General features: G+C 64.1%; 26 protein-coding genes. 12 read left to right on the plus strand and 14 right to left on the minus strand.

The window, feature by feature from the left end; genetic code table 11:
• The 7 genes from F1609_RS06515 to F1609_RS06545 are packed head-to-tail and all read left to right on the plus strand — an operon-like array spanning position 1 to position 5441.
• The gene (locus F1609_RS06515) at positions 1-1719 is read left to right on the plus strand and encodes a TadA family conjugal transfer-associated ATPase (protein ID WP_167075685.1); all 1719 of its coding nucleotides are present in this window, start codon (positions 1-3) and stop codon (positions 1717-1719) included.
• On the plus strand, positions 1712-2572 hold the full coding sequence (locus F1609_RS06520; protein WP_167075686.1) for a type II secretion system F family protein: 861 nt from the start codon (positions 1712-1714) through the stop codon (positions 2570-2572). The genes F1609_RS06515 and F1609_RS06520 overlap by 8 nt, the downstream gene beginning before the upstream one ends.
• A gap of 12 nt (positions 2573-2584) precedes the next feature.
• Positions 2585-3457 (plus strand): type II secretion system F family protein, encoded by an 873-nt coding sequence (locus tag F1609_RS06525; protein WP_167075687.1) that lies wholly within the window; start codon positions 2585-2587, stop codon positions 3455-3457.
• Between the two features lie 10 nt (positions 3458-3467).
• Positions 3468-3983, plus strand: coding sequence for a tetratricopeptide repeat protein (locus F1609_RS06530; RefSeq protein WP_167075688.1), 516 nt, complete (start codon positions 3468-3470; stop codon positions 3981-3983).
• Complete coding sequence (locus F1609_RS06535) at positions 3980-4702, plus strand: TadE family protein (protein WP_167075689.1); 723 nt, start codon at positions 3980-3982, stop codon at positions 4700-4702. The genes F1609_RS06530 and F1609_RS06535 overlap by 4 nt, the downstream gene beginning before the upstream one ends.
• A 2-nt stretch (positions 4703-4704) precedes the next feature.
• On the plus strand, positions 4705-5061 hold the full coding sequence (locus F1609_RS06540) for a DUF192 domain-containing protein (protein WP_196785408.1): 357 nt from the start codon (positions 4705-4707) through the stop codon (positions 5059-5061).
• Positions 5058-5441, plus strand: a complete 384-nt coding sequence (locus F1609_RS06545; RefSeq protein ID WP_167075690.1) for a hypothetical protein — start codon at positions 5058-5060, stop codon at positions 5439-5441. Before F1609_RS06540 ends, F1609_RS06545 begins: the two co-directional genes overlap by 4 nt.
• Before the next feature lie 146 nt (positions 5442-5587).
• Here F1609_RS06545 and F1609_RS06550 read toward each other — a convergent pair whose 3' ends face one another.
• The 4 genes from F1609_RS06550 to F1609_RS06565 all read right to left on the minus strand — a co-directional run bounded on the left by F1609_RS06550 (position 5588) and on the right by F1609_RS06565 (position 9918).
• On the minus strand, positions 5588-6898 hold the full coding sequence (locus F1609_RS06550) for a DUF945 family protein (RefSeq protein WP_187362943.1): 1311 nt from the start codon (positions 6896-6898) through the stop codon (positions 5588-5590).
• A 72-nt stretch (positions 6899-6970) separates the two neighbouring features.
• On the minus strand, positions 6971-8095 hold the full coding sequence (locus tag F1609_RS06555; protein WP_167075691.1) for a hypothetical protein: 1125 nt from the start codon (positions 8093-8095) through the stop codon (positions 6971-6973).
• Between the two features lie 134 nt (positions 8096-8229).
• Positions 8230-9321, minus strand: coding sequence for a hypothetical protein (locus F1609_RS06560; RefSeq protein ID WP_167075692.1), 1092 nt, complete (start codon positions 9319-9321; stop codon positions 8230-8232).
• Between the two features lie 39 nt (positions 9322-9360).
• Complete coding sequence (locus F1609_RS06565; RefSeq protein ID WP_167075693.1) at positions 9361-9918, minus strand: hypothetical protein; 558 nt, start codon at positions 9916-9918, stop codon at positions 9361-9363.
• A gap of 176 nt (positions 9919-10094) precedes the next feature.
• Here F1609_RS06565 and argJ point away from each other — a divergent pair, with 176 nt between their 5' ends.
• The 4 genes from argJ to F1609_RS06585 are packed head-to-tail and all read left to right on the plus strand — an operon-like array spanning position 10095 to position 13925.
• Entirely contained in the window at positions 10095-11333 is a 1239-nt protein-coding gene (gene argJ, locus F1609_RS06570) for a bifunctional glutamate N-acetyltransferase/amino-acid acetyltransferase ArgJ (RefSeq protein WP_167075694.1), read from the plus strand.
• A gap of 8 nt (positions 11334-11341) precedes the next feature.
• Positions 11342-12220, plus strand: coding sequence for an ATP-binding protein (locus F1609_RS06575; protein WP_167075695.1), 879 nt, complete (start codon positions 11342-11344; stop codon positions 12218-12220).
• Positions 12217-12627 carry an NUDIX domain-containing protein gene (locus tag F1609_RS06580; protein ID WP_167075696.1) on the plus strand — a complete coding sequence of 137 codons (411 nt, stop codon included), beginning with the start codon at positions 12217-12219 and terminating at the stop codon, positions 12625-12627. The genes F1609_RS06575 and F1609_RS06580 overlap by 4 nt, the downstream gene beginning before the upstream one ends.
• Positions 12628-12668: 41 nt before the next feature.
• A complete protein-coding gene (locus tag F1609_RS06585; protein WP_167075697.1) occupies positions 12669-13925 on the plus strand; it encodes a D-amino acid dehydrogenase in 1257 nt (418 codons plus the stop codon).
• A gap of 13 nt (positions 13926-13938) precedes the next feature.
• On the opposite strand, the gene F1609_RS06590 is transcribed toward F1609_RS06585, so the two are convergent.
• The 5 genes from F1609_RS06590 to F1609_RS06610 form a co-directional block, all read right to left on the minus strand.
• Positions 13939-15090, minus strand: a complete 1152-nt coding sequence (locus F1609_RS06590; protein WP_167075698.1) for a sensor histidine kinase — start codon at positions 15088-15090, stop codon at positions 13939-13941.
• 103 nt (positions 15091-15193) lie between these two features.
• Positions 15194-15379 (minus strand): DNA gyrase inhibitor YacG, encoded by a 186-nt coding sequence (gene yacG, locus F1609_RS06595; protein ID WP_167075699.1) that lies wholly within the window; start codon positions 15377-15379, stop codon positions 15194-15196.
• Between the two features lie 28 nt (positions 15380-15407).
• Complete coding sequence (gene zapD, locus F1609_RS06600; RefSeq protein ID WP_166870635.1) at positions 15408-16163, minus strand: cell division protein ZapD; 756 nt, start codon at positions 16161-16163, stop codon at positions 15408-15410.
• Between the two features lie 79 nt (positions 16164-16242).
• Complete coding sequence (gene coaE, locus F1609_RS06605) at positions 16243-16875, minus strand: dephospho-CoA kinase (protein ID WP_167075700.1); 633 nt, start codon at positions 16873-16875, stop codon at positions 16243-16245.
• A complete protein-coding gene (locus tag F1609_RS06610; RefSeq protein ID WP_167075701.1) occupies positions 16876-17769 on the minus strand; it encodes a prepilin peptidase in 894 nt (297 codons plus the stop codon).
• Positions 17770-17953: 184 nt separating this feature from the next.
• On the opposite strand from F1609_RS06610, the gene F1609_RS06615 reads away from it, so the two are divergent.
• Complete coding sequence (locus tag F1609_RS06615; RefSeq protein WP_167075702.1) at positions 17954-19045, plus strand: acyltransferase family protein; 1092 nt, start codon at positions 17954-17956, stop codon at positions 19043-19045.
• A 65-nt stretch (positions 19046-19110) separates the two neighbouring features.
• Here F1609_RS06615 and F1609_RS06620 read toward each other — a convergent pair whose 3' ends face one another.
• The 5 genes from F1609_RS06620 to uraH all read right to left on the minus strand — a co-directional run bounded on the left by F1609_RS06620 (position 19111) and on the right by uraH (position 24911).
• Entirely contained in the window at positions 19111-20337 is a 1227-nt protein-coding gene (locus F1609_RS06620) for a type II secretion system F family protein (RefSeq protein ID WP_167075703.1), read from the minus strand.
• Between the two features lie 11 nt (positions 20338-20348).
• Positions 20349-22076: a type IV-A pilus assembly ATPase PilB gene (pilB, locus tag F1609_RS06625; RefSeq protein WP_167075704.1), complete on the minus strand. Its 1728-nt coding sequence runs from the start codon at positions 22074-22076 to the stop codon at positions 20349-20351.
• Positions 22077-22299: 223 nt separating this feature from the next.
• Entirely contained in the window at positions 22300-23580 is a 1281-nt protein-coding gene (locus tag F1609_RS06630; protein ID WP_167075705.1) for an HlyC/CorC family transporter, read from the minus strand.
• 176 nt (positions 23581-23756) lie between these two features.
• Positions 23757-24317, minus strand: a complete 561-nt coding sequence (locus F1609_RS06635; RefSeq protein WP_167075706.1) for an ATP-dependent Clp protease proteolytic subunit — start codon at positions 24315-24317, stop codon at positions 23757-23759.
• A 240-nt stretch (positions 24318-24557) separates the two neighbouring features.
• Positions 24558-24911: a hydroxyisourate hydrolase gene (uraH, locus tag F1609_RS06640; protein WP_167075707.1), complete on the minus strand. Its 354-nt coding sequence runs from the start codon at positions 24909-24911 to the stop codon at positions 24558-24560.
• Between the last annotated feature and the right edge of the window lie 113 nt (positions 24912-25024).

The following is a 25024-nucleotide window of genomic DNA, read 5'->3' on the forward strand; positions in this document are numbered from 1 at the left end:
ATGATCACGATCGAATCCAGACAGCCCGACGGCCAGCTCGCCGATTATCTGATCAGCAAAACCGCCGTCATCGGCGCCGAGGCGGCTTCGCCGATTCCGCTGCCTGCCGCAGCCGGCAAAGGCGCGCTGCGCCTGACGGTGGACGCCGAAGGCGGCGCCAGCGTGATCGACCTGGCCTCGCTGGCCGGCGTCTTCGTCAACGGCGAGCGGATCGTGCGCTACGGCCCTTTGCGCGTGGATGACGCCATCATGGTCGGCGGCCAGCAGCTGCGGGTCAAGGCGGTCGGCCTGGCGCGTCCGGCCGAACCGGTCAAGCCGTCCATGCGCGACCCTGTCACGCCGGCTGCCGCCGCGCCGGCGCCGCTCCAGCCGATCGCGCAGCCCCACAGCGGCGCGCGCAGCGATGCGGCGCGCGCGCATCATCTGGCCCTGTCGCGCAATGCCGAAGTGCTGCATGCGGAGCTGATCCAGACACTCGACTTGCGCCGCCAGGATGTCACGCGCATGGGCGACACCGAGTTGCGCAGCGTGGCCGATAAGCTGATCCGCGAACTGATGGCCAAGCTCACCCTGCCGGCCGTGACCGATCCCGATGAACTGGCCAGGTTCGTGCTCGACGAGGCGGTTGGCCTGGGCGTGCTCGAAAGCCTGCTGGCCGATGGCTCGGTGACCGAGATCATGGTCAACGGTGCGCATGATATTTTCGTCGAACGCGATGGCCAGACGCGCCGCTGCGACATTGCCTTCAGCAGCGAGAAAGCCCTGATGGGGGTGATCGAGCGGATCGTCTCGCCGATCGGGCGCCGCGTCGACGAATCCTCGCCCTTGTGCGACGGGCGCCTGAAGGACGGCTCGCGCGTCAATATCGCGATCCGCCCGATCGCCCTCAAGGGGCCGTCGGTCTCGATCCGCAAGTTCGCCAAGCGTCGCCTCGAGGTGGCCGACCTGGTCAGCTTCGACTCGGTCGATGCCGCCATGGTCGCCTTCCTGCGCACCTGCGTCGAGCAAAAAAAGAATATCGTCATCTCCGGCGGCACCGGCTCGGGAAAGACCACGCTGCTCAATATTATTTCGAACCTGATTCCGCCCTACGAGCGCATCGTCACGATCGAGGATGCGGCGGAACTCAAGCTGTACCATGACAACCTGGTTACCCTCGAAGCGCGCCCGGCCAACGTCGAGGGGCGCGGACAGATCACCATCCGCGAGCTGGTCAAGAATGCGCTGCGCATGCGGCCCGACCGCATCGTGGTCGGCGAATGCCGCGGCGGCGAGGCGCTCGACATGCTGCAGGCAATGAACACGGGTCATGATGGTTCGCTCACCACGGCCCACGCCAACTCGCCGCGCGACATGCTCTCGCGTCTCGAAGTGATGGTGATGATGGGCGGGATGGACCTGCCGGTGATGGCGATCCGTGAACAGGTGGCCGCGGCAGTCCAGATCATCGTCCAGCAAACCCGCTTTGCCTGCGGAACGCGCAAGGTCACCAGCATCACCGAAATCACCGGCATGGAGCGCGGTGTGATCCAGATGCAGGAGATCTACCGCTTCCAGCGTCTCGGCTTTTACGATAACGGCAAGGTGCGTGGCCAGTTCGTCCCATGCGGGAACGTGCCGACCTTCTATGAAGAACTGCGCGGCTTCGGCATCGCCATCGACCTGACGACCTTTGGCGTGGACGGCGCCGCTGCGGCTGGCCAGACCGGCCATGGATGAGTCGCTCCTGCCCAGCGTGATCGCGGCCGGCATCGCTGTGGCCATGGTGCTGTTCGTGGCCGCCATGTGGATGCTGGGACGCAGCCTGGCGGCCTCCTACCAGGAAAAGGTGCTCGATACGACCAGCCTGAAGCTGTCGGACATGTTCATTTTCATGGATCCGCGCCTGCTGACCAAGTTGAGCATCATTGCCACGGTACTGGTGCCGGTCGTGCTGCTGGTCTTGAGCGGCAATCCGCTGCTGGCCGTCGCCGGCGCCATGGTGTGCCTGGTCGGCCCCGGCCTGGTGCACAAGCGCCTCAAGGCGCGCCGCCGCCGGATGCTGATCCGCCAACTGCCTGATACCCTCGACTCGCTGGTCGGCGCCCTGCGTTCAGGCATGAGCTTGCAGCAGGGACTGGCGCTGCTGGCCGAGCAGTTGCCCAAGCCGTCCAGCCAGGAGTTTTCGCTACTGGTGCGCAAGCTGCGCATGGGCGTGGGCATGGATGAAGCGGTCGATGAACTTGAGTTGCGCATCGGTTCGCGTGAGTACACGATGTTCGCCACCAGCATGCGCATCGCGCGCGAGGTCGGCGGCAACCTGACCGAGTCGCTCGAACGCCTGGCCGATACCATGCGCCGCAAACTGGCGATGGAAGACAAGATCGATGCACTCACAGCCCAGGGCAAGCTGCAGGGCATCATCGTCGGCTGCCTGCCGCTGTTCCTGATGGCCGCGCTCAACGCCATGGAACCGGAAGCGATGGCGCCGCTGTTTACGACCTGGATCGGGTATGGCGTGCTGCTGCTGATTTTTTTGCTCGAGTGCGTCGGGTTTGTCCTGATCCGCAAGATCGTCGCCATCGATGTGTAGGGGGAGTTGCGCATGACCGAAATGTATCTGCTCGCCGGCGCGTTTGCGATGGCCATGATGTTCGCCGCGGTCTTCGCTTACCGCATCGTCACAGCCGTCGAAGCCGAAGACCGCACCTATGCCGACAAGCCGCCACCGGCCATGGCGCGCGTCTGGCCTCTGATTGCGCTGGCCACGCATTATCTCGGTCCCCTGCTGTCGGTCGAGTACCGCGAGAAGACCATCCGCCGGCTGCGCAAGGTCGAACTCGATTACGCGCTCTCGCCCCAGCAGTGGTTTGCGTCGAAGGTGGTGTATGCGTGCCTGATCGGCGGCCTGGTCACGCTGCTGGCATTGTGGGTCGGCGCGGCCGGCCTGGCGATACCGATAGCCGGCTTCGTGTTCGGCTTCTGCTACCTCGAGATCTGGATGCGCGACCGCATCAAGCGCACCGAAATCGACGTGCTGAAGAATCTGCCGGCTTTCCTCGACATGCTGACCCTGGCCATCGAGTCGGGCTGCAACCTGACCGTGGGGATGAATATCGCCGTCGAGAAAACGCCCGACAATGCCTTGCGCCGCGCCTTTGCCCGCCTGCTGCGCGAGATCCGCTCCGGGCGCAACCGCATCGACGCGCTGCGCATGCTCGAGGAACGGCTCGACAATGCCGCCGTCAGCTCCCTCATCAGCGCGCTGGTGCAGGCCGAAAAGACCGGCGCCAGTCTCGGCATGGTGCTGCGCGCGCAGTCGACACAGCGCACCAACGAGCGCTTTGCGCGCGCCGAGAAGCTGGCCATGGAAGCGCCGGTCAAGATGCTTGGCCCGCTCATCCTGTGTATTTTCCCTTGTACCTTCGTCGTGATCGGTTTTCCGATCGTGGTCAAGATGGTGGGTGCAATTAACTGAAGGGACCTTTATGCTCAAGCTACGTAACGTCTTTGTTCGCGCAGCGCTGATCTGCTGCAGTGCTTTCCTGGTCGCTTGTGCCACGCCGGCGCCGGCGCCACCTGCCGCCGGCCAGATGAGCGAGGCGCAGATGGTGCAACTGGCTGCGCGGGCCGAGCAGGAGATCGGCGCCGGGCGTTTTAACGATGCCGGGCTACGCTACCTGCAAATTGTGGAAGCTTCTCCCTCGAATGCGACGGCCTGGTTCCGGCTCGGCACCGTTTACCTGCGCACCAATCAGGCGCGCCAGGCCCAGCGCGCGTTCGAGCAGGCCTTGCAGATCGACCCGGACATGGCCAAGGCCCATGCCAATCTGGCGCTGGCCCACGCGATCCAGTTGCGCGGCATGGCAAGCATTGCCGTACGTAGCAGCCAGGTGTCGGTGCCGAACCGGCAAGCGCTGCAATCGCTGATGCGCGATGTCGATCATGCGCTTGGCCCGTTTGTGCCACCGGTGCCGCAGGTCGCGCCGGAGCCGCAGCAGTGAGAGCGACTGGGGCCGCCGGCTGCGCGCGCGCCCAGTGCGGTGCCGCGACGATCGAGTTCTACATCATTGCCTTCTGGGTCTTGGTTCCCATGTTCATGGCGATCCTGCAACTGGGCCTGTTCATGGTGGCCAAGAACACGGCCAATGTCGCCACGCTGGCCGCCGCCCGTGCCGGCGCGGCCTCGGGGCTGGACATGGGCGAGATGCGGCGCGCGTTTGCTTTGCATATCGCGCCTTTGTACGCCACCAGCGGGCTGGGGCGAATCAGCGATGAGGGCTTCGTCGACGCGCAATCGAATTACGGGAGCGTCGCCAGTTCGGCGATTGCGCGTGCCAGGCTCGAAACCGAGGTCGCGAGAATGCATCGTATTACCGTGCTTAATCCGACCACCCAATCGTTCGACGACTTCCAGATCACGCGTGCGTCGGACAAGGCACGCATCATTCCTGTGGACGGCCTGTACGCCAACAATGCCATGGGCAGCAAATCGCAGCAGCAGCGTTCCGATGCGCTGCTGCTCAAGATCGAAACGCGCTACTGCTACAAGATGATCATTCCGATCATCGACAGGATGATTATCAAGGTCTTGACCAGCGACATGTGGTCCGATCCCAAGCTCGATCACCTCAAATGTTATGCCCTCAACGCCATCCCGATCCTGTCGCAGTCGGTGGTGCGCATCACCGTCCCGCCCGAACGGAGCAAGCTGGAGAACTGAACATGGATCATCAAGACATCGAGGTGCGTGGCATGCGCATCAAGGTGGCGCGCTCGTTTTTCGCGCGCCTGGCCGGCTTGCTGGGGCGGCGCGCGCTGGCGCCGGACGAGGGCCTGTTGCTGGCGCCCTGTTCCAACATTCACACCTTCTTCATGCGCTTTGCGATCGACGTCGTGTTTCTCGACAGCGACGGCCTGATCCTGGCGATCCATCGCGACGTCAAGCCGTGGCGCGTCAAGGCCATGCGGCGCGCGCACGCCTGCCTGGAGCTGGCCGCCGGTGGTGCCTCGCGGGCCGGGCTGACAGTGGGGCAGCGCCTTGCCAGGCTGGCGCAGCACCGCCTGGTCGTGGTGCAATGATCCGTGCCTGCCTGCTGATGCCGATGCTGCTGGCACTGGCACCCGCATGCGCAGAAATCCATGTGCGCGTTGATCCGGCCACCGGAGTTACCGTATTGAGCAACATGCCGCCCAGGCCTGGGGACATCGCAGCACCGTTACCTTCGTCCGTTCCTCTGCGCGCACCGGTGCGCATTACCGCAGCCGCTGACTTTCCCAAAGTGGATCGCAAAACGCAACAGGCACGCGACATTGGCCGCCGCGCGATCCTGGAAAACGAACTGGCGTCGGAACAGCAAGCGCTGACGACCGCCCGCGAACACGGGGCTGGCAACGATGCTCTTCATCGTCATGCCGCGAATCTGGCGGCCCTGCGGCGTGAACTGCGCAGCATTCGCTAGCGTGGGAAAGCCGGGTGCAGCCGGGACGCCGGCGACGGTCTGTGTTGAAAGGGGGGGGGCGGGAGAGGGGAGGGCGGCGACCATCATCCGATGGCCACCGCTTGATGCTACGCTGGGGTGCAGCTTGTGTGCTTCCTACCAGGCAATCACTTGCTGCGGCGCGCAGGTTTTTTGGCGCGGGCAACCGGCTTCTTGCCTTCGCCGGCCGGCAGGGCGATGGCCTTGCCGTTGACCGTCAGCTGGCCCGCCTTGTAGTCGAGCATCGATACCAGCACGTCGCCTTCAAGGCGCGCATAGCCCGCATCGACCGCCATTTTGATGTACATGTCGGTCATCGACTTGACGGTGGCGTCGATCGCTTCAGGCGACGGCGTTTCGGCCTGCGTGGCCGCCTGCGCCGCCGTCATCTTGCGCGTCACGGCAGTCACCAGCGCGACCGGTACGCGCACCTCGAAGCGCGCATCCATTTTCTTGAGCAGGGCGGCGGTCGTCTTGAAGTCTTTCTCGACCGTCTTGCCCAGCGAGAAGCGTCCCTTCAACAGCGCGCGGTGGCCCAGGTAGCCCACGCTCATCTCGGTCAGCTCGATGGCCGTGCCGCGCGCCGACATGCCCTTGGCGAAAGCCTTGATCTGCGGGCCGAAATCGTCCAGCTTCGGCTCGGCGCCCGGTTTGGTCTTTTTCCGGATATCGCTGCTTAACTGCTCGAACGCTTTCAGGTCGAGCTTGCTCATGCGCATGGATGCGCGCAAGTCGTCGATCTTTTCTTCCATGACCGTGATCAGTTCGATGCGCAAGTCGCTGCCGAGGTCGTAGTCCTTGCCGTTCGGCTCAACCATGGAGGTCACCGACAGCTTTTCCATTTTGATGCTGAACGGATGGTTCTTGCCGCTGATCTCGAGCGATTTGGCATCGGCGCGCGCCGCGCCGACCCAGACGTCGTCGCTGTTGCGGGTCTGCTTGCCTTCCATGGTGATGTTGTTGATGGTCATCTTGCCCGGTTTACCGTCGATCACGAACGCCGGCCAGCTGCCGCTGCTGGTCAGGGTACGGCCGGCCTCGTCGGTCAGCATATTGAGATTGAGTGCGCTCCACGACCAGGTTTGCTCGTTCAGGTCGGCGTAATTGTGCGCGGGCACCGAGAAATCGAAGGCGATCATGCCGCCGGCGGCCGGCGCGCGCGTGAGCGTGTACGGACGGGCCGAACCGAAGACTGTTTTCAGCTTCGCGGCAGTTGGCGGGCTGAACTCGTAGACCGCCAGCTTGTCCAGGATGGGAATCGGATTGCCCTTGGCGGTACCGAAACTTTGCTCCAGTTCGTAGGTGGCCGATTCCATGGCGTCCGCCATGTTCGACTCGGTCTTGGCGGCGGGCGCCTTGGCGCTGGCGCTGGCGGTCGCGGTGGCGGCCATGGCCGGGAGGGAGGCCATCAGGGCCGCGCACAGGAGAAGTTTTTTCACTGGAGATAGATTGGCAAATAGATAATGCTCGGCATTATCGGGCAAATGTGTTTACTTGTCATTAAGCATTTTTTATGGTGGCGAATTAGCAACGACCAAGCCCGGGCCGGACAGCTTTGCCTGGATCACATGAAGCGCCGCGCCCGGCGCCCGGCGCGCGGCGCAGCGCGCGTGGGTTGCCTCGCCATCGTCGCCCCACACGTCGAAGATCAGCTGCGGGCCGATGCGCGCGACGATCGCCTCCATGGCCTCGTAATCCTTGGCCATGCAGGCAAAGTAGGCAAACGCATTCAGGTTCCACGCGGCCGGGTACAGCGTGACCAGGTGCTCGAAGCTGGCGCGCATGGTCGGCCAGTCGGCGCGCCCGGCGTCGAACAGGCGCCCGTGATACTCGGTCTGGTCCATGAACCAGTAGATGCGCGCATACATCGACCGCTGCTCCTTGCCGGTGGCATGGCTGGCGTCGTGGGCCAGGCGCGCCACGCCATCGGGCGTGCCGCCCCAGCGCGGGTGCGAGTACAGCGCCGCCGTGAAATAGGCCGCGTGATAGTTCGGGTGGCGCGCCAGTGCCTGCCGCACCTTGTTGCGGTAGGCGCTAGCGGACATGCCGTCCACGTACGGCGCCACGCTGAGCATGGCGCGGTGCCATTCCGGATCGTTGGCCCTGGCCGCCATGAGCCGGGTCTTTTCCAGCATGCGCATGGCCACCTCGGCGCCGTACGAGACGGCGTCGCGCTGCTGTTCCGGCAGCTTGCTGAACAAGCCGCTGCCGCGCGCCACATGCAGCCGCCCCAGTTGCAGGTACACGCCGAACAGGCGCGCCGGCACCGACTTCGGATAGCCGGCCTGCCATTCGCGCGCCTGCTCTTCCACCGCCTCCCAATAGTCCATGTCGGTGGTCTGGGTGCCGAAGCGGCGCAGCTGGTTGTAGAAGATGGCCAGTTTCCACAGCCCGCTCGGGGTGCGCTGGCCGGCGTGGTTGAGGGTGCGGTACAGCGCTTCGAGGCGCTGGAAGTCGCCCGCCACCAGATAGCGCGCGGTTTCCTGCTTGATCGCTTCGTGCATGCGCGTTTCCGCATCGGCCGGCGGATTGTCGTTGGCGGCCGGGGCGGCGGCATGGCTGCACAGGGCGGCCGACAGGCAGGCCAGTGCGAAGAAGGAGCGGGCGCCCCGGGAAATGCGCGCAAATGTCGTCATGATGTCCCTTTCAAGGCCGGATGGCGCCATGCAGCGCATCCACGGCAGTGAAATAATGACAGTGTGCAACTCTTTGCGGTCTGCGAAAACGCAAGAGATGACGCTGGGGGGCGGCGCAGGCGCCCCCGGATGCGCTACAGGCGCCGCGCTTTCGGTGCGCGCGGCGCCTTGGCCGGCGCCTTGTGCGCCAGGCAGAGCGCGTGCGTGGCCTTGCCATTGGCGCCCCAGACGGCGTGCACCACTTCCGGGCCAATGCGCCCGACGATGGCGTCCATGGTCTTGTAATCCCTGGCCATGCAGGCAAAGTAGGCGAAGCCATTCAGGTTCCACGCGGCCGGATACTGGCCGACCATGTGCTCGAAACTGGTGCGCATGGTCGGCCAGTCGGCGCCGCCGGCATCGAACAGGCGCCCCTGATACGTGCTCTGGTCCATGGCCCAGTAAATGCGCGCATACAGCGAGGGCGCTTCCTTGCCGGCGCTCTGGCTGGCGTCACGGGCCAGGCGCGCCACGCCATCGGGCGTGCCGCCCCAGCCCGGACGCGAGAAGAGCGCGGCCGTGAACCAGGCGTCATGATAGTCGGGGTGGCGCGCCAGTGCCTCGTCCATCTTTTGGCGGTAGCCGTCGGCGGACATGCCGCCCAGGTACGGCGCCACTTCGAGCATGGTGCGGTGCCATTCCGGGTCGTTGGCTTTGGCAGCGGCGGGCCGCATCTTTTCGAGTATCTTCATGGCTTCGTCGGCGAAGATCTCCGTCAGGAGGCGGTGCATGCCCGGCATCGCGTCGAGGGTACTGGCGCCGCGCGCTATCTCGACCTCATCGAGCTTGGCGAACACGCCAAGCAGGCCGCCCGGCACCGAGTCCGGATAGCTCGCTTGCCAATGGCGCGCGAACTCCTGCATCTCGATCCACTTTTGGGTGTGGGAGATCCGGCTGGGGAAGTTGCGCAGCTGGCTGTAGAAGACGGACAGCTTCCATAGTCCGCCCGGGGTGCGCTCGCCGGGGTGGTTCAGCCGCAGGTACAGCGCTTCGAGCTGCTTGACATCGCCCGCCAGCACGTGGCGCACGGTTTCTTGTGCTATGTCTTGCTGGGCGCGCATTTCCGCGTCCGCAACCTGGCTCTCGTTCGCAGCCGCAAAGGCCGTCTGGCTGCACAGGCCCGCCGCAAGGCAGGCCAGCGCCAGCAGGGAGCGCGTTCTTGGGAACATGCGTGCAACGATCGTCATGATGGTGCTTTCAAGGGTGGAGAAGGCCGCGCAGCGCGATTACGCCGCGGCGGCGCTGGGCGTATAACAGTTTTCCGGCACGCCGTCGTCGGCCTCGGCGTAGTTGTAGCCGAGCCCCACCGAGAACGGCGGCAGGCCGAGTGCCTCGGCCAGGCGTTCGTGCCGTTCCACCGCCATCATGAACGAGTCGTCGCGCAACACCGCCTCGACCGCCGCCACATCGGCCGCGCCGAACGCGGCGCACAGGCGCGCGGCGTCGCCGCCTTGCGGCACGCCGAATCCGTCCTCGTCGTCTTCCGAAAACGCCGCCGGATTCGAGTTGTATTCATCGGTCTTCGCGCCGTTCTCGTACAGCGCCAGATACAGGAAATTGTCATCGTGATTGAGCACCGCCAGCACCGGGCAGGCAAAAATGGCCGACAGGCTTTGCGCCAGCGCCCCGAGCACCTGCGGGTCCTGGCATTCGGTCGATTCGTCGAGCACGGTGAGATTGCCGTCTTCCTGGCGCGAGACGAAGGCGCGCCGCTCGTGCATGTGGGCCAGCACGGCCTCCTGATCCGGACCGCGCAATGTGTGGCTGGTGTAAAAAGAACCCATGTTCGCTCCCTTGCGTTGATTGGTTGAAGGCGCATGTGGCTTGATTGCATGGCAACATTTCAATCTTACTATAACTTGCCAGCCACCTCGATAGCGGGCAGCGTTGCAGTTGCCTCCCGCATATCGTTTCAAGCGTTACAATAGCGTCTTCCCACTTCCACGCTAGAGAATCCGCCATGGCCGTTAATTCCCCTCTGCCCGTCGCCGCCGACCTGAAGCCCGTCAACGGGATCGAGATCGGTTTTGCCGAAGCCGGCATCAAGAAGCCCAACCGCAAGGACATCCTGGTCATGAAGCTGGCCGACACGGCCACCGTGGCCGGCGTGTTCACCACCAACCGCTTCTGCGCCGCGCCGGTGCAGGTCAGCAAAGCCAACCTGGCGGCGGTTGCCGCCGGCGGCGCGCCGATCCGCGCGCTGGTGGTCAACACCGGCAACGCCAACGCCGGCACCGGCGAGACCGGTCTTGCCAGCGCCAACGCCACCTGCGCCGCGCTGGCCAGGCTGCTCGCCTGCGAGCCGCACCAGATCCTGCCGTTTTCGACCGGCGTGATCCTCGAGCCGCTGCCGGTCGACAAAGTCGTCGGCGCGCTGCCGGCCGCCATCGGCAACCTGAAAGCCGACAACTGGTTCAACGCCGCCGAGGCGATCATGACCACCGACACCCAGCCCAAGGCCGCCTCGCGCACGGTCGACATCTGCGGTCACAGCGTGACCATGACCGGCATCAGCAAAGGGGCCGGCATGATCCGCCCGAACATGGCCACCATGCTCGGCTACCTGGCGATCGACGCCAAGGTCTCGCAAGAGGTCTTGAATGAACTGGTCAAGCACGCGGCCGACCATTCGTTCAACTGCATTACTATCGACGGCGACACCTCGACCAACGATTCGTTCATGCTGATCGCCACCGGCACCGGCAGCCTGGCCATTGCCAACACCGATTCGACCGAATACGCCGAACTGAAAACCGCCGTGACCGACATCGCCCGTTCGCTGGCGCAGATGATCATCCGCGACGGCGAAGGCGCCACCAAGTTCATCACCGTCACGGTGGAAGAGGGCGGCAACATGGAAGAATGCCGGAAAATCGCCTACTCGATCGCCCACTCGCCGCTGGTGAAAACCGCGTTCTTCGCGTCCGACCCGAACCTAGGCCGCATCCTGTGCGCGATCGGCTATGCCGGCGTGGACGACCTCGATGTCACCAAGCTCGATCTGTACCTCGACGACGTGCTGGTGGCAAAAAGCGGCGGGCGCAATCCGGCCTACCAGGAAGCCGACGGCCAGCGCGTGATGCAAAAGAGCGAAATCACGGTGCGCGTGCGTTTGGGTCGCGGCGCCCACAGCGCCACCGTCTGGACCTGCGACCTGTCGCACGAGTACGTGACCATCAACGCCGACTACCGTTCCTGAGCCGCGCCTTGACGACGCCACTCGACCAATTCCTGCGCCGCGCCGAAGCCCTGCTGCAGCGGGTGGAGGCGGTGCTGCCGCCGGCCTATCCGCGCATGCCGGACTGGCGCTCCGGCACCGCGTTCCGCTGGCGCAAGCGCCCCGGCAGCAATGTCAATTACCTGCAGCCGGTGCAGCATGCGGCGAGCATCGCGCTGTCGGACCTGCATAAGGTGGGGCCGCAAAAGCAGCAGATCGAGCGCAACACGCGCCAGTTCGTGCAGGGGCGCCCGGCCAACAACGTGCTGCTGACCGGCGCGCGCGGGACCGGCAAGTCGTCGCTGATCAAGGCGTGCCTGAACCAGTTCGCCGCCGACGGCCTGCGCCTGATCGAAGTCGACAAGGCCGACCTGGCCGAACTGCCCGACATCGTCGACCTGGTGGCGGGGCGCCCCGAGCGCTTCATCATCTTTTGCGACGACCTCTCGTTCGAGGAAGGCGAGGCCGGTTACAAGGCGCTCAAGGTAGCGCTCGACGGCTCGATCGCGGCGCAGTCGGACAATGTGCTGATCTACGCCACCTCCAACCGGCGCCACCTGCTGCCGGAAAAAACCAGCGACAACGCCAGCTACAAGCACGGCGACGATGGCGACCTGCATCCCGGCGAAACGGTGGAAGAGCGCATTTCGCTGTCCGAGCGCTTCGGCCTGTGGCTCTCGTTCTATCCGTTCAAGCAGGACGACTACCTTGAGATCGCGGCGCACTGGCTGGCCAGTTTCGGCTGCACTGCGCAGCAGATCGAAGCAGCGCGCCCGGAAGCGCTGCAATGGGCCTTGCAGCGCGGTTCGCGCTCGGGCCGGGTGGCGTGGCAGTTCGCGCGCGACTATGCGGGAAGGCTGCCGGAATGACCGAATCAACAAGCAAAAAACCGATCGATGTCGCAGTCGGCATTTTGATGAAACCCAATGGCGACGTGCTGCTTGGCCAGCGTCCGGCCGGCAAACCGTACGAGGGCTATTGGGAATTCCCGGGTGGGAAAGTGGAAAACGGCGAAGCCCTGCTCGACGCGCTCAAACGCGAATTCGTCGAGGAGCTTGGCGTTCATATCCTGAGCGCGAGCCAATGGTGCGGGGTCGAGCACGTGTACGAACACGCGCACGTGCGCCTGCACTTCTTTATCAGCCGCGAGTGGCGGGGCGAACCCCAGAGCCTCGAAGGACAGGCCTTTGCGTGGCAGGGCGTGGTGGGCGTCGCGCCGCTGCTGCCGGCCACCATTCCGCTGCTCGCATGCCTTGACCAGGTGCGCTACCCCTAAACTTTTCAGCTCCGGCAAGCCAACGCAGCGCAAGGAAGTCCGTGAAAATTATTGTCCTCGGTAGTGGCGTGGTCGGTACCACGTCGGCCTATTTCCTGGCCAGGGCCGGCCATGAAGTGAGCGTCGTCGAGCGCCAGGGCGGCGCCGCGCTGGAAACGAGCTTCGCCAACGCCGGCGAAGTCTCGTCGGGCATGGCCGCGCCCTGGGCCGCGCCGGGCATCCCCATGAAAGCCTTGCGCTGGCTGGCCATGCAACACAGCCCGCTGGTAATCCGTCCCTCGTTCGATCCGCGCATGTGGCGCTGGCTGTTCCAGATGCTGGGCAACTGCAATCCGGCCAGCTACGCCGTCAACAAGAGCCGCATGGTGCGCCTGGCCGAATACAGCCGCGATTGCCTGATCGCGCTGCGCGAGGAAACCGGCATCGCCTACGACCACCGCAGCAAGGGCACCTTGCAGGTGTTCCGCAATCCGCGCCAGTTGGATGAAGCGCAGGACGACATCGCGGTGCTCAAGCGCTACGGCGTGCCGCATGCGCTGTTCGATGCCGCCGGCTGCGAAACGGTGGAACCGGCGCTGGCGCGGGTGCGCGGCAAGATCGTGGGCGGCCTGCACCTGCCGGGCGACGAAACCGGCGACTGCTTCAAGTTTACCCAGGCCCTGGCGCGGATGGCGCAAGACCTCGGCGTGGTTTTTCGTAACGGGGTCGAGATCCGCCGCCTGCTGCACGAGGGCGACGCCGTCACGGCGGTCGATACCTCGCTGGGAGAACTCAGGGCCGATGCCTTCGTCATGGCGCTGGGGAGCTATTCGCCGCTGATGCTGGCGCCTTTGGGGATCAAGATCCCGGTGTATCCGGTCAAGGGCTATTCGATCACCTTGCCGATCATCGATGCGGCCAGCGCGCCCGAGTCGACCATCATGGAAGAAACCTACAAGGTCGGCATCACGCGCCTGGGCGAGCGGATAAGGGTCGGCGGCACCGCCGAAATCGCCGGCTACGACCTGCGCCTGCACCCGTCGCGCCGCGCCACCCTGGTGCATGCGGTGAGCGAGCTGTTTCCGGGCGGGGGCGATGTGGAGCAGGCCACCTTCTGGTGCGGCCTGCGGCCGATGACGCCGGACGGCACGCCGCTGATCGGGCCGACCCGCTACCGCAAGCTGTTCCTCAACACCGGGCATGGCACCCTGGGCTGGACCATGTCGTGCGGTTCGGCGCGGGTGCTGGCCGACCTGGTGTCGGGACGCGCGCCCGAGATCGATACCGAAGGTTTGTTCATGAGCCGCTACGGGGATTGACGCCGCCGGCGGATCAGGCGTCGGCCAGCTGCGCCTTCGGCGCGCGCGGCAGGTGCGCCGTGAAGGTGGTGCCGCACTCTTCGCTGGAGCTCACCTTCAGGGTGCCGCCGTGCGCCTCCGCGATTTCGCGCGCGACGAACAAACCCAGTCCCAGGCTGGTGCGCGGGCGTGCCTCGGCTTCGCCCTCGCCCGGCAATTGAATCAGCGGACTGAAAATGCTTTCCAGCGAAGACGGCGGAATCACCGGGCCGTCATTGGTCACGGCCACCGTCAGCGCGTCCGGATGGGCGCGCGCGACGATGCGCACGGCGGTGCCGCGCGTGCCGTACTGGGCGGCGTTGACCATCAGGTTGGTCAGCAACTGGTGCAGGCGCACGGCGTCGTACTGGCCTTTGATATCCTCGTCGGCCTCGATCTCGAAACGGGTGGCCGGATGGGTGGCGTGGGCGTCGGCCAGCGCGGCGCGGCAGACGTCGCCCAGGTCGACCTCGCGCAGCACGGTCGGCATGCCGCCGCCGAGCTGGGTGCGGGTGTAGCCGATCAGGTCGTCGACCATGCTGCTCATCAGGCGGGCGCCGCGCTTGACTCTGGCGCCGATGTCGGCGGCCTGGGCCGGGTCGACCTGTTTGCGGCTGAGCAGGTCGCCCGCCATCGACATGCTCGACAGCGGCGCGCGCAGGTCGTGCCCGAGAATGGCCAGGAACAGTTCGCGCATGTGGTCGGCGCGCGCCGAATAGGTCACCACCGATTCGGCCAGGGCCTGGTCGATGGCTTCGTTAAAGCGCACCATTTCGTCGGCCACGTCGGACGTCATGCGCTGCACCTGCGGCAGCCACAGGCGCAGCACGGTGGCGCGCAGGGCGCGGAATTCGGCGCTCAGCTGGAGCAGGGAAAAATTGCTGGCCTGGCGCAGCGCGCCGTGGATCGAGGCCGCGCTCTCGCCGTCGACGGTGTCGGGCGCGAGGCCCTGCGACTTGGCGATCTGCTGCTGCGCATTTTGCGAGGTTTCGATGTCGAGCGCGATCGCCTGCAGGATCTGGCGCGCGTGGTCGCGCAGCGCCAGGTCGGTCATCTGGCTGGCCGCCGGCAGCAGGGTCTGGGCGAATGCCTCCCACTCCGTCAGGATTTCTTCCATGCGCTCGTTAATGAAACGGTCGAGTCTCATTGGAATGCCCGCGAGGTTGACATGGTGTTGCATCCTTTACATGGTGGGCGGTCAGTCATTGTAAGCCCTTTTGCCGCCACTGCGGCAAAAGCGGGCCATGCCGCTATTGCGGCAGGTTGTCGTCGTCCAGCAAGGGGTCGGACGGGGCGGCGCCGGGAATGGTGTATTTCTCTTCGGCCCAGGCGCCCAGGTCGATCTGTTTGCAGCGTTCGGAACAGAAGGGGCGGAACTTGTTGGCCTCGGTCCATTCGACTTTTTTGGAACAGGTGGGGCAGCTGACGACGGTCATGGCAACATCAATGAGTGAAGGATACGGGTTAAAAATTACAGAGCGTGAGCTCGAACGGGACGTCTTCTTCCAGCGGCTTGGGTTTCAGATCGCCGCCCTGCGTGGTGAAACGCACCCACAACATGTACTTGTTGGCGGAAATCTCGGGGATCGCTCCCATCGCCTCGTCCATGGTCAGGCGCAGCATCTGGTAGACCTTGCCTTGCAGCATTTGCTGGTAGCTACCGGCGATGGCGATCATCTTGACCGGCCCGCCCGAGTCGCGCAGCAGGCGCAGCACCAGGGCCAGGGCGTCGAACAGGGGCGCCAGCGGGGCGAACCAGTTGACGATATCGTTGAAGCGCTGTTCGGCCGGGCGTTTTTGCCAGGCGTAGTAGGACGGCAGGTCGAATTCGCAGGCGCCGCCGGGAATGATGGTGCGCCCGCGAATGCTCATCAGCCATTCGTTGTCGCGCACGTTCTGGCCGGTCTTGCCCTGGGCCGCGACCAGCGCGGCGCTGACGGTTTCGACTTCGAGCAGGACGGCGTCGAGCATGTCGGCCGCCACGTTCGGATTGGACCGGTAGCTCAGCAAGCTTTGCTTCTGGCGTTCGAGTTCCTGCAGCAGGTCGCTCTTGAGATCGGCGCGGCCGGCCACTTCGAGCATGTCGAAAATGGTGGCCAGGGCGACGTGATGCTGCATTGCATGTTCCTGGTGCACAAAGAACTTGAATTTCTCATACAGGTCTTCCAGCCGCAACAACGTGCGTATGCGCTCGTTGAAAGGGTATTCGTAGACGATCAAAATGACATCCCTTTACATGGCAGGAGAAGAATCCCGTGATTCTGAACCAAGCGAGGCAAAATTACAAACGCCGCACCGGTTATCGTGCCATTCTCCCGCAAAATGCCAGATATTGGGCATGCAATAGAGCAATTTGACGGTCCAGGGCCTCCAGGCCGCCATCGTTCTTGATCACATCGTCGGCTGCCGCCAGCCGTTCGGCGCGGCTGGCCTGGGTGGCCATGATGGCGCGCACCTGGTCTTCGCTCATGGCGTTGCGGCGCATGACGCGCGCGATTTGCATTTCTTCTGGGCAATCTATGACCAGCACGCGGTCGATCCGCTCGCGCCAGCCGCCGGACTCGACCAGCAGGGGCACCACGTACACCAGATACGGGCCGCTGGCCATTCGCGCCGCAGCCGCAGTGGCGGCGCGAATGCGCGGATGCAGGATCGCTTCCAGGCGCGTCTTGGCGGGCGGGTCGGAAAACACCAGTTCGCGCATGCGTACGCGGTCGAGGGCGCCGTCGGCAGTGACGAAGGCCGGGCCGAACTCTTGCAGCAGGGCATCCATGGCGGCGCCGCCGGGGACGGTGAGGGCGTGCGCGATGACATCGGTATCGATGATGCTCGCCCCCAGCGCGGCAAAGCGGTCCGAGACGGCCGTCTTGCCGCAGCCGATGCCGCCGGTCAGGCCGACGCTGAATTTGCCGCTGTGCGCCGCGCTGGCCACTTATTGAACCCAGTGCTTGATGACGACATCGGTCACGCCGGCGATTTGCTTGCCGTACAGCATCACGATCAGGCCGGCAGCCGCCAGGTAAGGGCCGAAGGGAATTTTCACGTTGCGCTCGCGCCCGCCGAACACGATCAGGCAAATGCCGACCACCGAGCCGACCGCCGACGAAATCAGGATTACGCTCGGCAGCATGCTCCAGCCCATCCAGGCGCCCAGGGCGGCCAGCAGCTTGAAGTCGCCATGGCCCATGCCGACCTGGCCGCGCAGCTTCTCGTACAGGGTCGCCACCGACCACAGCGCCAGATAGCCGACGGCGGCGCCGATGACGGCGTCCTGCAGCGGCACGAACATCGCCTGCGTATTGAGCAGCAGGCCGATCCACAGCAGCGGATAGGTCAGCTCGTCGGGCAGCAGCTGGGTGTCGGCGTCGATGAAGGTCATCGCGATCAGCAGGTACAGGAACACCAGCGTCGCCAGCCCGGCGTAGCCGCTGCCGAAGGTCCACACCAGCAGGGCCGACAGCAGGCCGGACACCAGTTCGATGATCGGATAGCGCGGCGAAATCTTCGCCTTGCAGCCTTTGCACTTGCCGCCCAACATCAGGTAGCTGATCACAGGGATATTTTCCAGGGCGCCGATCTTGTGCCCGCAATGCGGGCAGGCCGAGCGCGGCACCATCAGGTTGAAGGTGTCGGTGTGCGCCTTGCGGGTGCCGCAGCCGCAGCCGTATTCGCCCGCCAGGTAATCGTTATAGTCGCGCTCCATCATCTTGGGGAGGCGGTAGATGACGACATTCAGGAAGCTGCCGACCAGCAGGCCGAACAGGCCGGCGGCGAGGGCCGGGCCCAGGGAGCCGGAGGCGGCGAACAAGAGTGTTTCCGGTAGCATGATGCTCCACGTTATGAATTGATCAAGCAGTTCTGTACAACAATCTATTTTAGGGGTTTCACCCGTTTTAAGGAAGGACGATGGCCTTCTGAGGGGGCGCAAGGCCGATCTTGTCGCATTTGGAGAGCCGCCGGCGGCACCCGCCGATACTGGATGGCCGCCCGCGTACCGTTTCGAGGTCCCTATGATTACCAAAGAGCACTACTTCCACTTGCTCGACGGCTTGCGCGGGATCGCCGCGCTGATCGTCATGTGGCGCCACACCGGCTATTTTTGGAGCGGCTGGACCATTCCGCAGAGTTATCTGGCGGTCGATCTGTTCTTCGTGCTCAGCGGCGTGGTGGTAGCCAACGCCTACGAGGCGCGCTTGCGCGCCGGCCTGGCGCCGGCCCGTTTCGCGCTGCTGCGCCTGATCCGCCTGTATCCCCTGTACCTGCTGGGCAGCCTGCTCGGCTTGATTCCGGTCGCCGCCGCGCTGCTGGGACTGTGGCCGCCGTCGCTCGCGACGCCCCTGCCGCTGGTGCTGCTGGCCGCCGCGCTGCTGCTGCCGCTGGTGTCGGAGCCGAACCTGTTCCCCCTCAATTCGCCGGCCTGGTCGCTGTTCTTCGAGCTGGGCGCGAACCTGGCGTATGCGGCCGTGCTGCGCTATCTGGACAGCGCGCTGCTGGCGGCCATCCTGCTGGCCTCGGCGCTGGGGCTGGCGCTGGCCTTGCAGGCGGCGCCCGGGCAGGGCTTGCACGGCGGCTATTCGCCCGCCACCATGGCCGTCGGCCTGTGCCGGGTGGGGTATGGATTTTTCGCCGGGGTGGCGCTGCTGCGTTACTTCAACAGCGGCAGGCGGGCGCCGCTGCGGCGCGGCGCCCGCGCCTGGCTGTGCGGCGCGCTGGTGCTGGCGGGTTTGCTGGCCGTGCTGCTGGCGCGCCCGTCGGCCGCGCTGCGGCCCTGGTTCGATCTGGCGGCTGTGAGCCTGGCCTTTCCCCTGCTGATTTACCTGGCGATGGGCTGCCGCGTGTCGGGCCGCGCGGCGCAGGCTTGCGCGCTGCTGGGCGCGATCTCGTATCCGCTGTATGTATTGCATGTGCCGCTGGGCCGGCTGGTCAACGGCGCGCTCGGCCTGCTGCTGCCTGCGGCGTCGCCACCGGTCATGGCGGTGGCCGGGCTGGTCTTCGCGGGCCTGCTGTTGCCGCTGTGCTGGCTGCTCGACCAGCGCGTCGATGCACCGCTGCGCCGCTGGCTGATGCGGCGCAACGGCATTTCCCAAAGAAAATCGCCGTAGCGGCTTGCTGTGAACGCAAACGGCTACGGCGACGGGAGCGGATCGGCCCTTGGCGGGCCGGGCGATTACACCACCGCGCCCAGTTTGAAGATCGGCAGGTACATGGCTACTACCAGGCCGCCGATGATCACGCCCAGAATCACCATGATCAGCGGCTCCATCAGCGAGGCCAGGGCCGCGACCGCTTCGTCGACTTCATCTTCGAAGAAGCCGGCCACTTTGCCCAGCATCGAATCGAGCGCGCCCGATTCTTCGCCAATCGCCACCATCTGGGTCACCATTGGCGGAAACACATTGGCGTTCTGCATCGCCACGGTCAGGCTGGTACCGGTGCTGACCTCGTTCTGGATTTTCTTGGTCGCTTCCAGGTACAGGGCATTGCCGGCCGCGCCGCCGACCGAGTCGAGCGCTTCGACCAGCGGCACGCCGGCCGCGAACATGGTGGCCAGGGTGCGGGTCCAGCGCGCGATCGCCGCCTTGCGGACCACCGAGCCGAAGATCGGGGCCTTGAGCAGGGCCAGGTCCATGAAGCGCTGCATCTTGGCCGAGCGTTGCCAGGCCTGGAAGAAGAAATATCCGCCGGCAAACATGGAGCCGAAGATCGCCCACCAGTACGAGACAAAGAAGTCCGAGATATCCATCACGATGACGGTCGGGGTCGGCAAATTGGCGCCGAAGCTTTCGAACACCGTTTTAAATGCCGGCACCACCCAGATCATGATCACCGCGGTGACGATGAAGGCGATACCCAGGATCGACACCGGATAAATCAGCGCTGACTTGATCTTGGCCTTGATGGCCAGGGTTTTTTCCTTGTAGATCGCCAAGCGTGTAAGCAAGTCTTCCAGGATACCGGCCTGTTCGCCGGCGCCGACCAGGTTGCAGAACAACGGGTCGAAGTAGAGCGGATACTTGCGGAAAGCATTGTTCAGGCTGGTACCGGTTTCGATGTCGCCGCGCAGTTCCATGATCAGCTTGGACATCGATGGATTCGAGTGGCCCTTGCCGACGATGTCGAACGATTGCAGCAGCGGCACGCCGGCCTTCATCATCGTGGCCAGCTGGCGCGTGAACAGGGAAATATCCTTGTCGGTAATTTTTTTACCGCTGCGATAGCGCTTTTTCTTTACCTTGGTCACCATCACACCCTGGCGCCGCAAGGTCACGTTGACCACGGCTTCGCCCCCGGCGCGCAGTTCGCCGCGCACGGTCTTGCCGGTCTTGTCCTTGCCTTCCCAGGCGTAGACCGACTCCTTGACGGCGGCGGCGGTTTTGGTTTGTGCGAGTGCCATACTGTATTTTCCTATTCGTTGGTGCAGCCGAGAACTTCTTCAAGACTGGTCAAGCCTTGCTTTACTTTCATCAGGCCGGAGCGGCGCAGGGACTTGACGCCCTCGAGCTCCGATTGCGCGGCGATTTCCATCGAGTTGCCGTGCGCCAGAATGATTTTTTCGATCGCCGCGGTGATCGGCATGATCTGGTAGATACCGACCCGTCCCTTGTAGCCGCCGCCCAGGCAGCGGTCGCAGCCGACCGGACCGTAAGGCTTCCATCCGCCTTCCAGCTCGTCCTCCCTGAAGCCGGCCGCGAGCAGGATTTCGCGGCTGGTCTCGACTGGTTTCTTGCAGGTGCACAGGCGCCGCGCCAGGCGCTGCGCCGTGATCATGATCACCGACGAGGCGATGTTAAAGGGCGCCACGCCCATGTTCATCAGGCGCGTCAGGGTCGACGGCGCATCGTTGGTGTGCAGGGTCGAGAACACCATGTGACCGGTTTGCGCCGCCTTGATGGCGATGTCGGCCGTTTCCAGGTCGCGGATCTCGCCGACCATGATGATGTCCGGATCCTGGCGCAGGAAGGACTTGAGCGCCACCGGGAAGGTCAGCCCGGAGCGTTCGTTGATGTTGACCTGGTTCACGCCGGGCAAGTTAATCTCGGCCGGGTCTTCCGCAGTCGAAATATTGATGCCCGGCTTGTTGATCACGTTCAGGCAGGTGTACAGCGACACCGTCTTGCCGGAACCGGTCGGGCCGGTCACCAGCACCATGCCGTACGGACGCTGGATCGCTTCCATCAGCAATTCCTTCTGGTCCGGATCGTAGCCGAGCGCGTCGATGCCCATCTGGGCCTGGGTCGCGTCCAGGATCCGCATCACGGTCTTTTCGCCGAACAGGGTGGGGCAGGTGCTGACCCGGAAATCGATGGCCTTGGTGGGCGAGAGGATCAGGCGCATGCGGCCATCCTGCGGCACCCTTTTTTCGGAGATGTCGAGCTTGGAGAGCACCTTGATGCGCGAGACCAGCTTGTCGCGGATGGTGATCGGCGGCTGCGCATGCTCCTTGAGCATGCCGTCCACGCGCAGGCGGATGCGGTAGAATTTTTCGAACGGTTCGAAGTGGATATCGGACGCGCCCAGGTTGATCGCGTCGGTCAGGATCTTGTTGAGGAACTTGACGATCGGCGCGTCTTCGATGTCGGCCGCGCCCTGGTCGACCACCGGGGCTGGCGCGTCGTCCTCGCCGAACTGGATTTCTTCCTGGTCGCCCACCATGTCGTTGAGACTGGTTTCGGCGTTGCGGCCCAGGCTGGCCAGCAAGGTCAGCAGCACGTCGTGCAGCACGATCACCGGCTCGACCGACGCTTCGCTCTGGAACTTGATCTGGTCGAGCGCCTGGATATTGGTCGGGTCGGAAATGGCCACCGACATCTTGTTGCCGCGCTTGGCCAGGGCGATCACGCGCTGGCTCTGCATCAGCTTGCCGTCGATGGCGTTGGCCGGCAGGGCGTCGACATTAAAGCTCTGCAAGTCCATCAGCGGGTAGCCGAAGGTTTCCGCGCAAAAGGCGGCCAGGGTACGCGAGTCGAAGGTGCCCGTCAGCAGCAGCGTATCGATGAAAGGACTCTTGTCCGCCAGCGATTTCTTGTGCAGCGAATCGGCCTGCTGCGCGCTCAGGCGGCCCGCCTGCAGCAAGGCGCGGGCCAGGCCCGGCATCGGGGTTCCGGGGGTCGTGTTCGGGAGGACTGCAGCCATATGCGCGCTTGGTTTAAAGAGGTCGGGGAACGACAAAGCGCCGTCCAGTAGTGACTGTTGCGGCGAACTGCCTTGGATCATGCCTCCGAGCATCACATTTGTAAAGTGTTTGCTGCATGGGGGAGGCAACCATACCACGTAGGTAAAATGGAACGTTTCGTTGCGATTTAGAACTTCTGTGGCTGGAGTGGAATTGTTGGTGACAGTCTGATTAGGGACTGTCTCAGCGCGCCGGCGGGCGGGTCAGCTTGACGACCTTGATCGCCTGGTTTTGCACCTGGATGACTTCGATCGCCACGTTACCGATTTTCAGGCTGATCGGGGCCTCGGGAATTTCCTGCAACTGCTCCAGCATCAGACCGTTGACGGTCTTGGGGCCGTCCAGCGGAAACGCCAGTCCCAGCCGTTTATTGATCTCGCGCAGGGGCGCCGTGCCTTCCAACAAACATTCGCCGCGCGCATCCCAGCCGAAGTTGTCGCTCGGCGCGGCGCCGGGCGCGGAGCTGGTGAAGTCACCGATCATTTCCTCGATGATATCGTCGAGTGTGACCAGGCCCTGCACTTCGCCGTACTCGTCGACGATGATGCCCAGGCGTTCTTTGTTTTCTTGAAAATATTGTAGCTGAGTAAAGACGCTGGTGTCCTGGGGAATGAAGTACGGTGTTGTAAGCAGCCCACGGAAATGGCCGATGCTCAGCTCGTCGTCCTCGTTGAGCAGGGCGACCGCATGGCGCACGTGCAGGATGCCGATGATGTGGTTGATCTCGCCTTCATACACCGGCAGCTTGTTGTGGCGGCACCTGGTCAGCTGGGCCTTGAGTTCGGCGACCGGCACGGCCAGGTTGAGCGCCTCGATCTGGGCGCGCGGGGTCATGATGTCTTCGATCGAGGTCGTGTCGAGGTCGAACAGGTTGAGCAGGATGCTCTTGTGCTTTTGCGGAATGAAATTGCCGCCTTCCAGCACGATGGCGCGCAATTCGTCGGGCGAGACGCGGTTCTGGGCGGCGCTGTCGGCCGGCTTGACCCGCAAGATGGTGAGGAACAGGCGCACGAACAGGTTGACGAACCAGATCAGCGGCTTGGCCACCGCCATCAGCGGTTTGAGCAGGGTGCTGGCGACCAGGGAGATGGTTTCCGGATAGGTGGCGCCGATGAACTTGGGCGCGATTTCGGCGAACACGATCAGCACGAACACCAGTAGCGCGATGGCGATCACGATCACGCTCTCTTCATAGCCGAACAGCAAAATCGCAATCGCGGTCGCCAGCACCGTCGCCATGGCGTTGACCAGGGTATTGGCAATCAGGATCAGCGAGAGCAGCTTGTCGGTACGCTCGAGCAGCCACAAGGTGGTGATGGCGCCGCGGTGGCCGCGCTTGGCCAGGCTGCGCAGGCGGAATTTGTTGGCGGCCATGAGCGCCGTTTCCGCCATGGCGAAAAAGGCCGAACACAGGATCAGGAAGACCAGCGCGGCGACAAGCACCCAGGGTGACACGGTATCCAAGGGTCAGCGTGCGGCAGCGGTAGAAGAACAGGGAAGCATCTTGAGTGGGCCAGGCCCAGAATGGTGCGTCGCCGGAACGGCAACCGCAGAGCTGCTGATTCTAAGTCAAGGTCCGTTTCCGTGCAAGTTTGACCAGAATTATGTGCAGCAACTTTTAGCAGCGTCTTGTCGCGGCATCAGCCGTTCCACCAGTGCGAGGTTGCCCCCGCGCCCGGCAGGCGCGCCTGCACCGCCTTGTCGATGATGCCCGCTTCTACCGCTTGCGTGGCGTCGTAGATGCGCGCGTTGCCGAACAGATTGGTACGGATATCGCCCTGCACTCCCGCCGCTTTGGTTGCTTCCTCGAAAATACAGGCATAGCGCTCGGCGTCGAAATCGAGGCAGTCGCGCCACTCGCTCACGCGCGAATGGTCGGCCGCGACCAGGCTGCCGAAGCCCCAGTGCAAGGGGTGGACCAGGAAGCGCGTGCCCGGACAGGCGTAGCGCTTGCTGCCTGCCAGAAAGATCACCACACCGACCGACTCGACGCTGCCGATATTGTGGGTGGTCAGGGGCAGGGGCAGCGACTTGAGGAAGAAGTACAGCGCGAAGCCGGCGGTCATGTTGCCGCCTTCGGTCGACATGTGCAGCTCGATCTCGCTGGCGCCGCTCTGCAGCGCTTGCAGGCACAGGTTGCGGACGGCGCACACCGCGCTGTGATTGATGGGGCCGATAAAGTGAACGATGTGCAGTGACATTTTCTCTCCTGGACGCAGTTACCTAGGTAAGTGCCCATAAATTCTTGTCATTTCCAGCTTCCATAAGCGGCGCCTTGCTGCGTTGCCCACCGCTAGCAGTGCTCGCACTGCGTCGCGGCGTGCGCCTTGCCAGGCATCCGCTTCTGTTCGCTATAAATGACAATAATTTCTGCACACTTACTTAGCGCTATCCGCCCAAGAATAGCAAGTTTTTGCCGCCCGCACAGTTCTGTTTGATCGTCAGCTGCCCCGGTAGGTCGAATACGACCACGGCGTCACCACCAGCGGCACGTGGTAATTCTGGGCCGGATCGGCAATGCCGAAGGCCAGGGTCACCTGGTCGATGAAGCGCGGTTCCGGCAGCTTCACACCCTGGGCGGCAAAATAGTCGCCGGCGGCAAACACCAGTTCATAGCGCCCGGCCTGCATGGCGTCGCCTTCAAGCAGGGGCATATCGACCCTGCCGTCGCGGTTGGTGGTGACAGTCTTGATCAGGGTGCGCGCGCCAGGCGTGACCGCGTACAGTTCGACTACCACGCCGTTGCCAGGTTTGCCTTGCGTCGTGTCAAGCACGTGCGTACTAAGTTTTCCCATAATCCTTCCTATATCATCAAAATGAGGCATGTTATCTGGCTGATCATATACCGGCGTGCGAACGCCACTATATGATGCGAACTATACCCTCCATGCATTCCCTTCCATCCCGA

This window comes from Massilia aquatica, assembly GCF_011682045.1.
Taxonomy (GTDB): domain Bacteria; phylum Pseudomonadota; class Gammaproteobacteria; order Burkholderiales; family Burkholderiaceae_D; genus Telluria_A; species Telluria_A aquatica.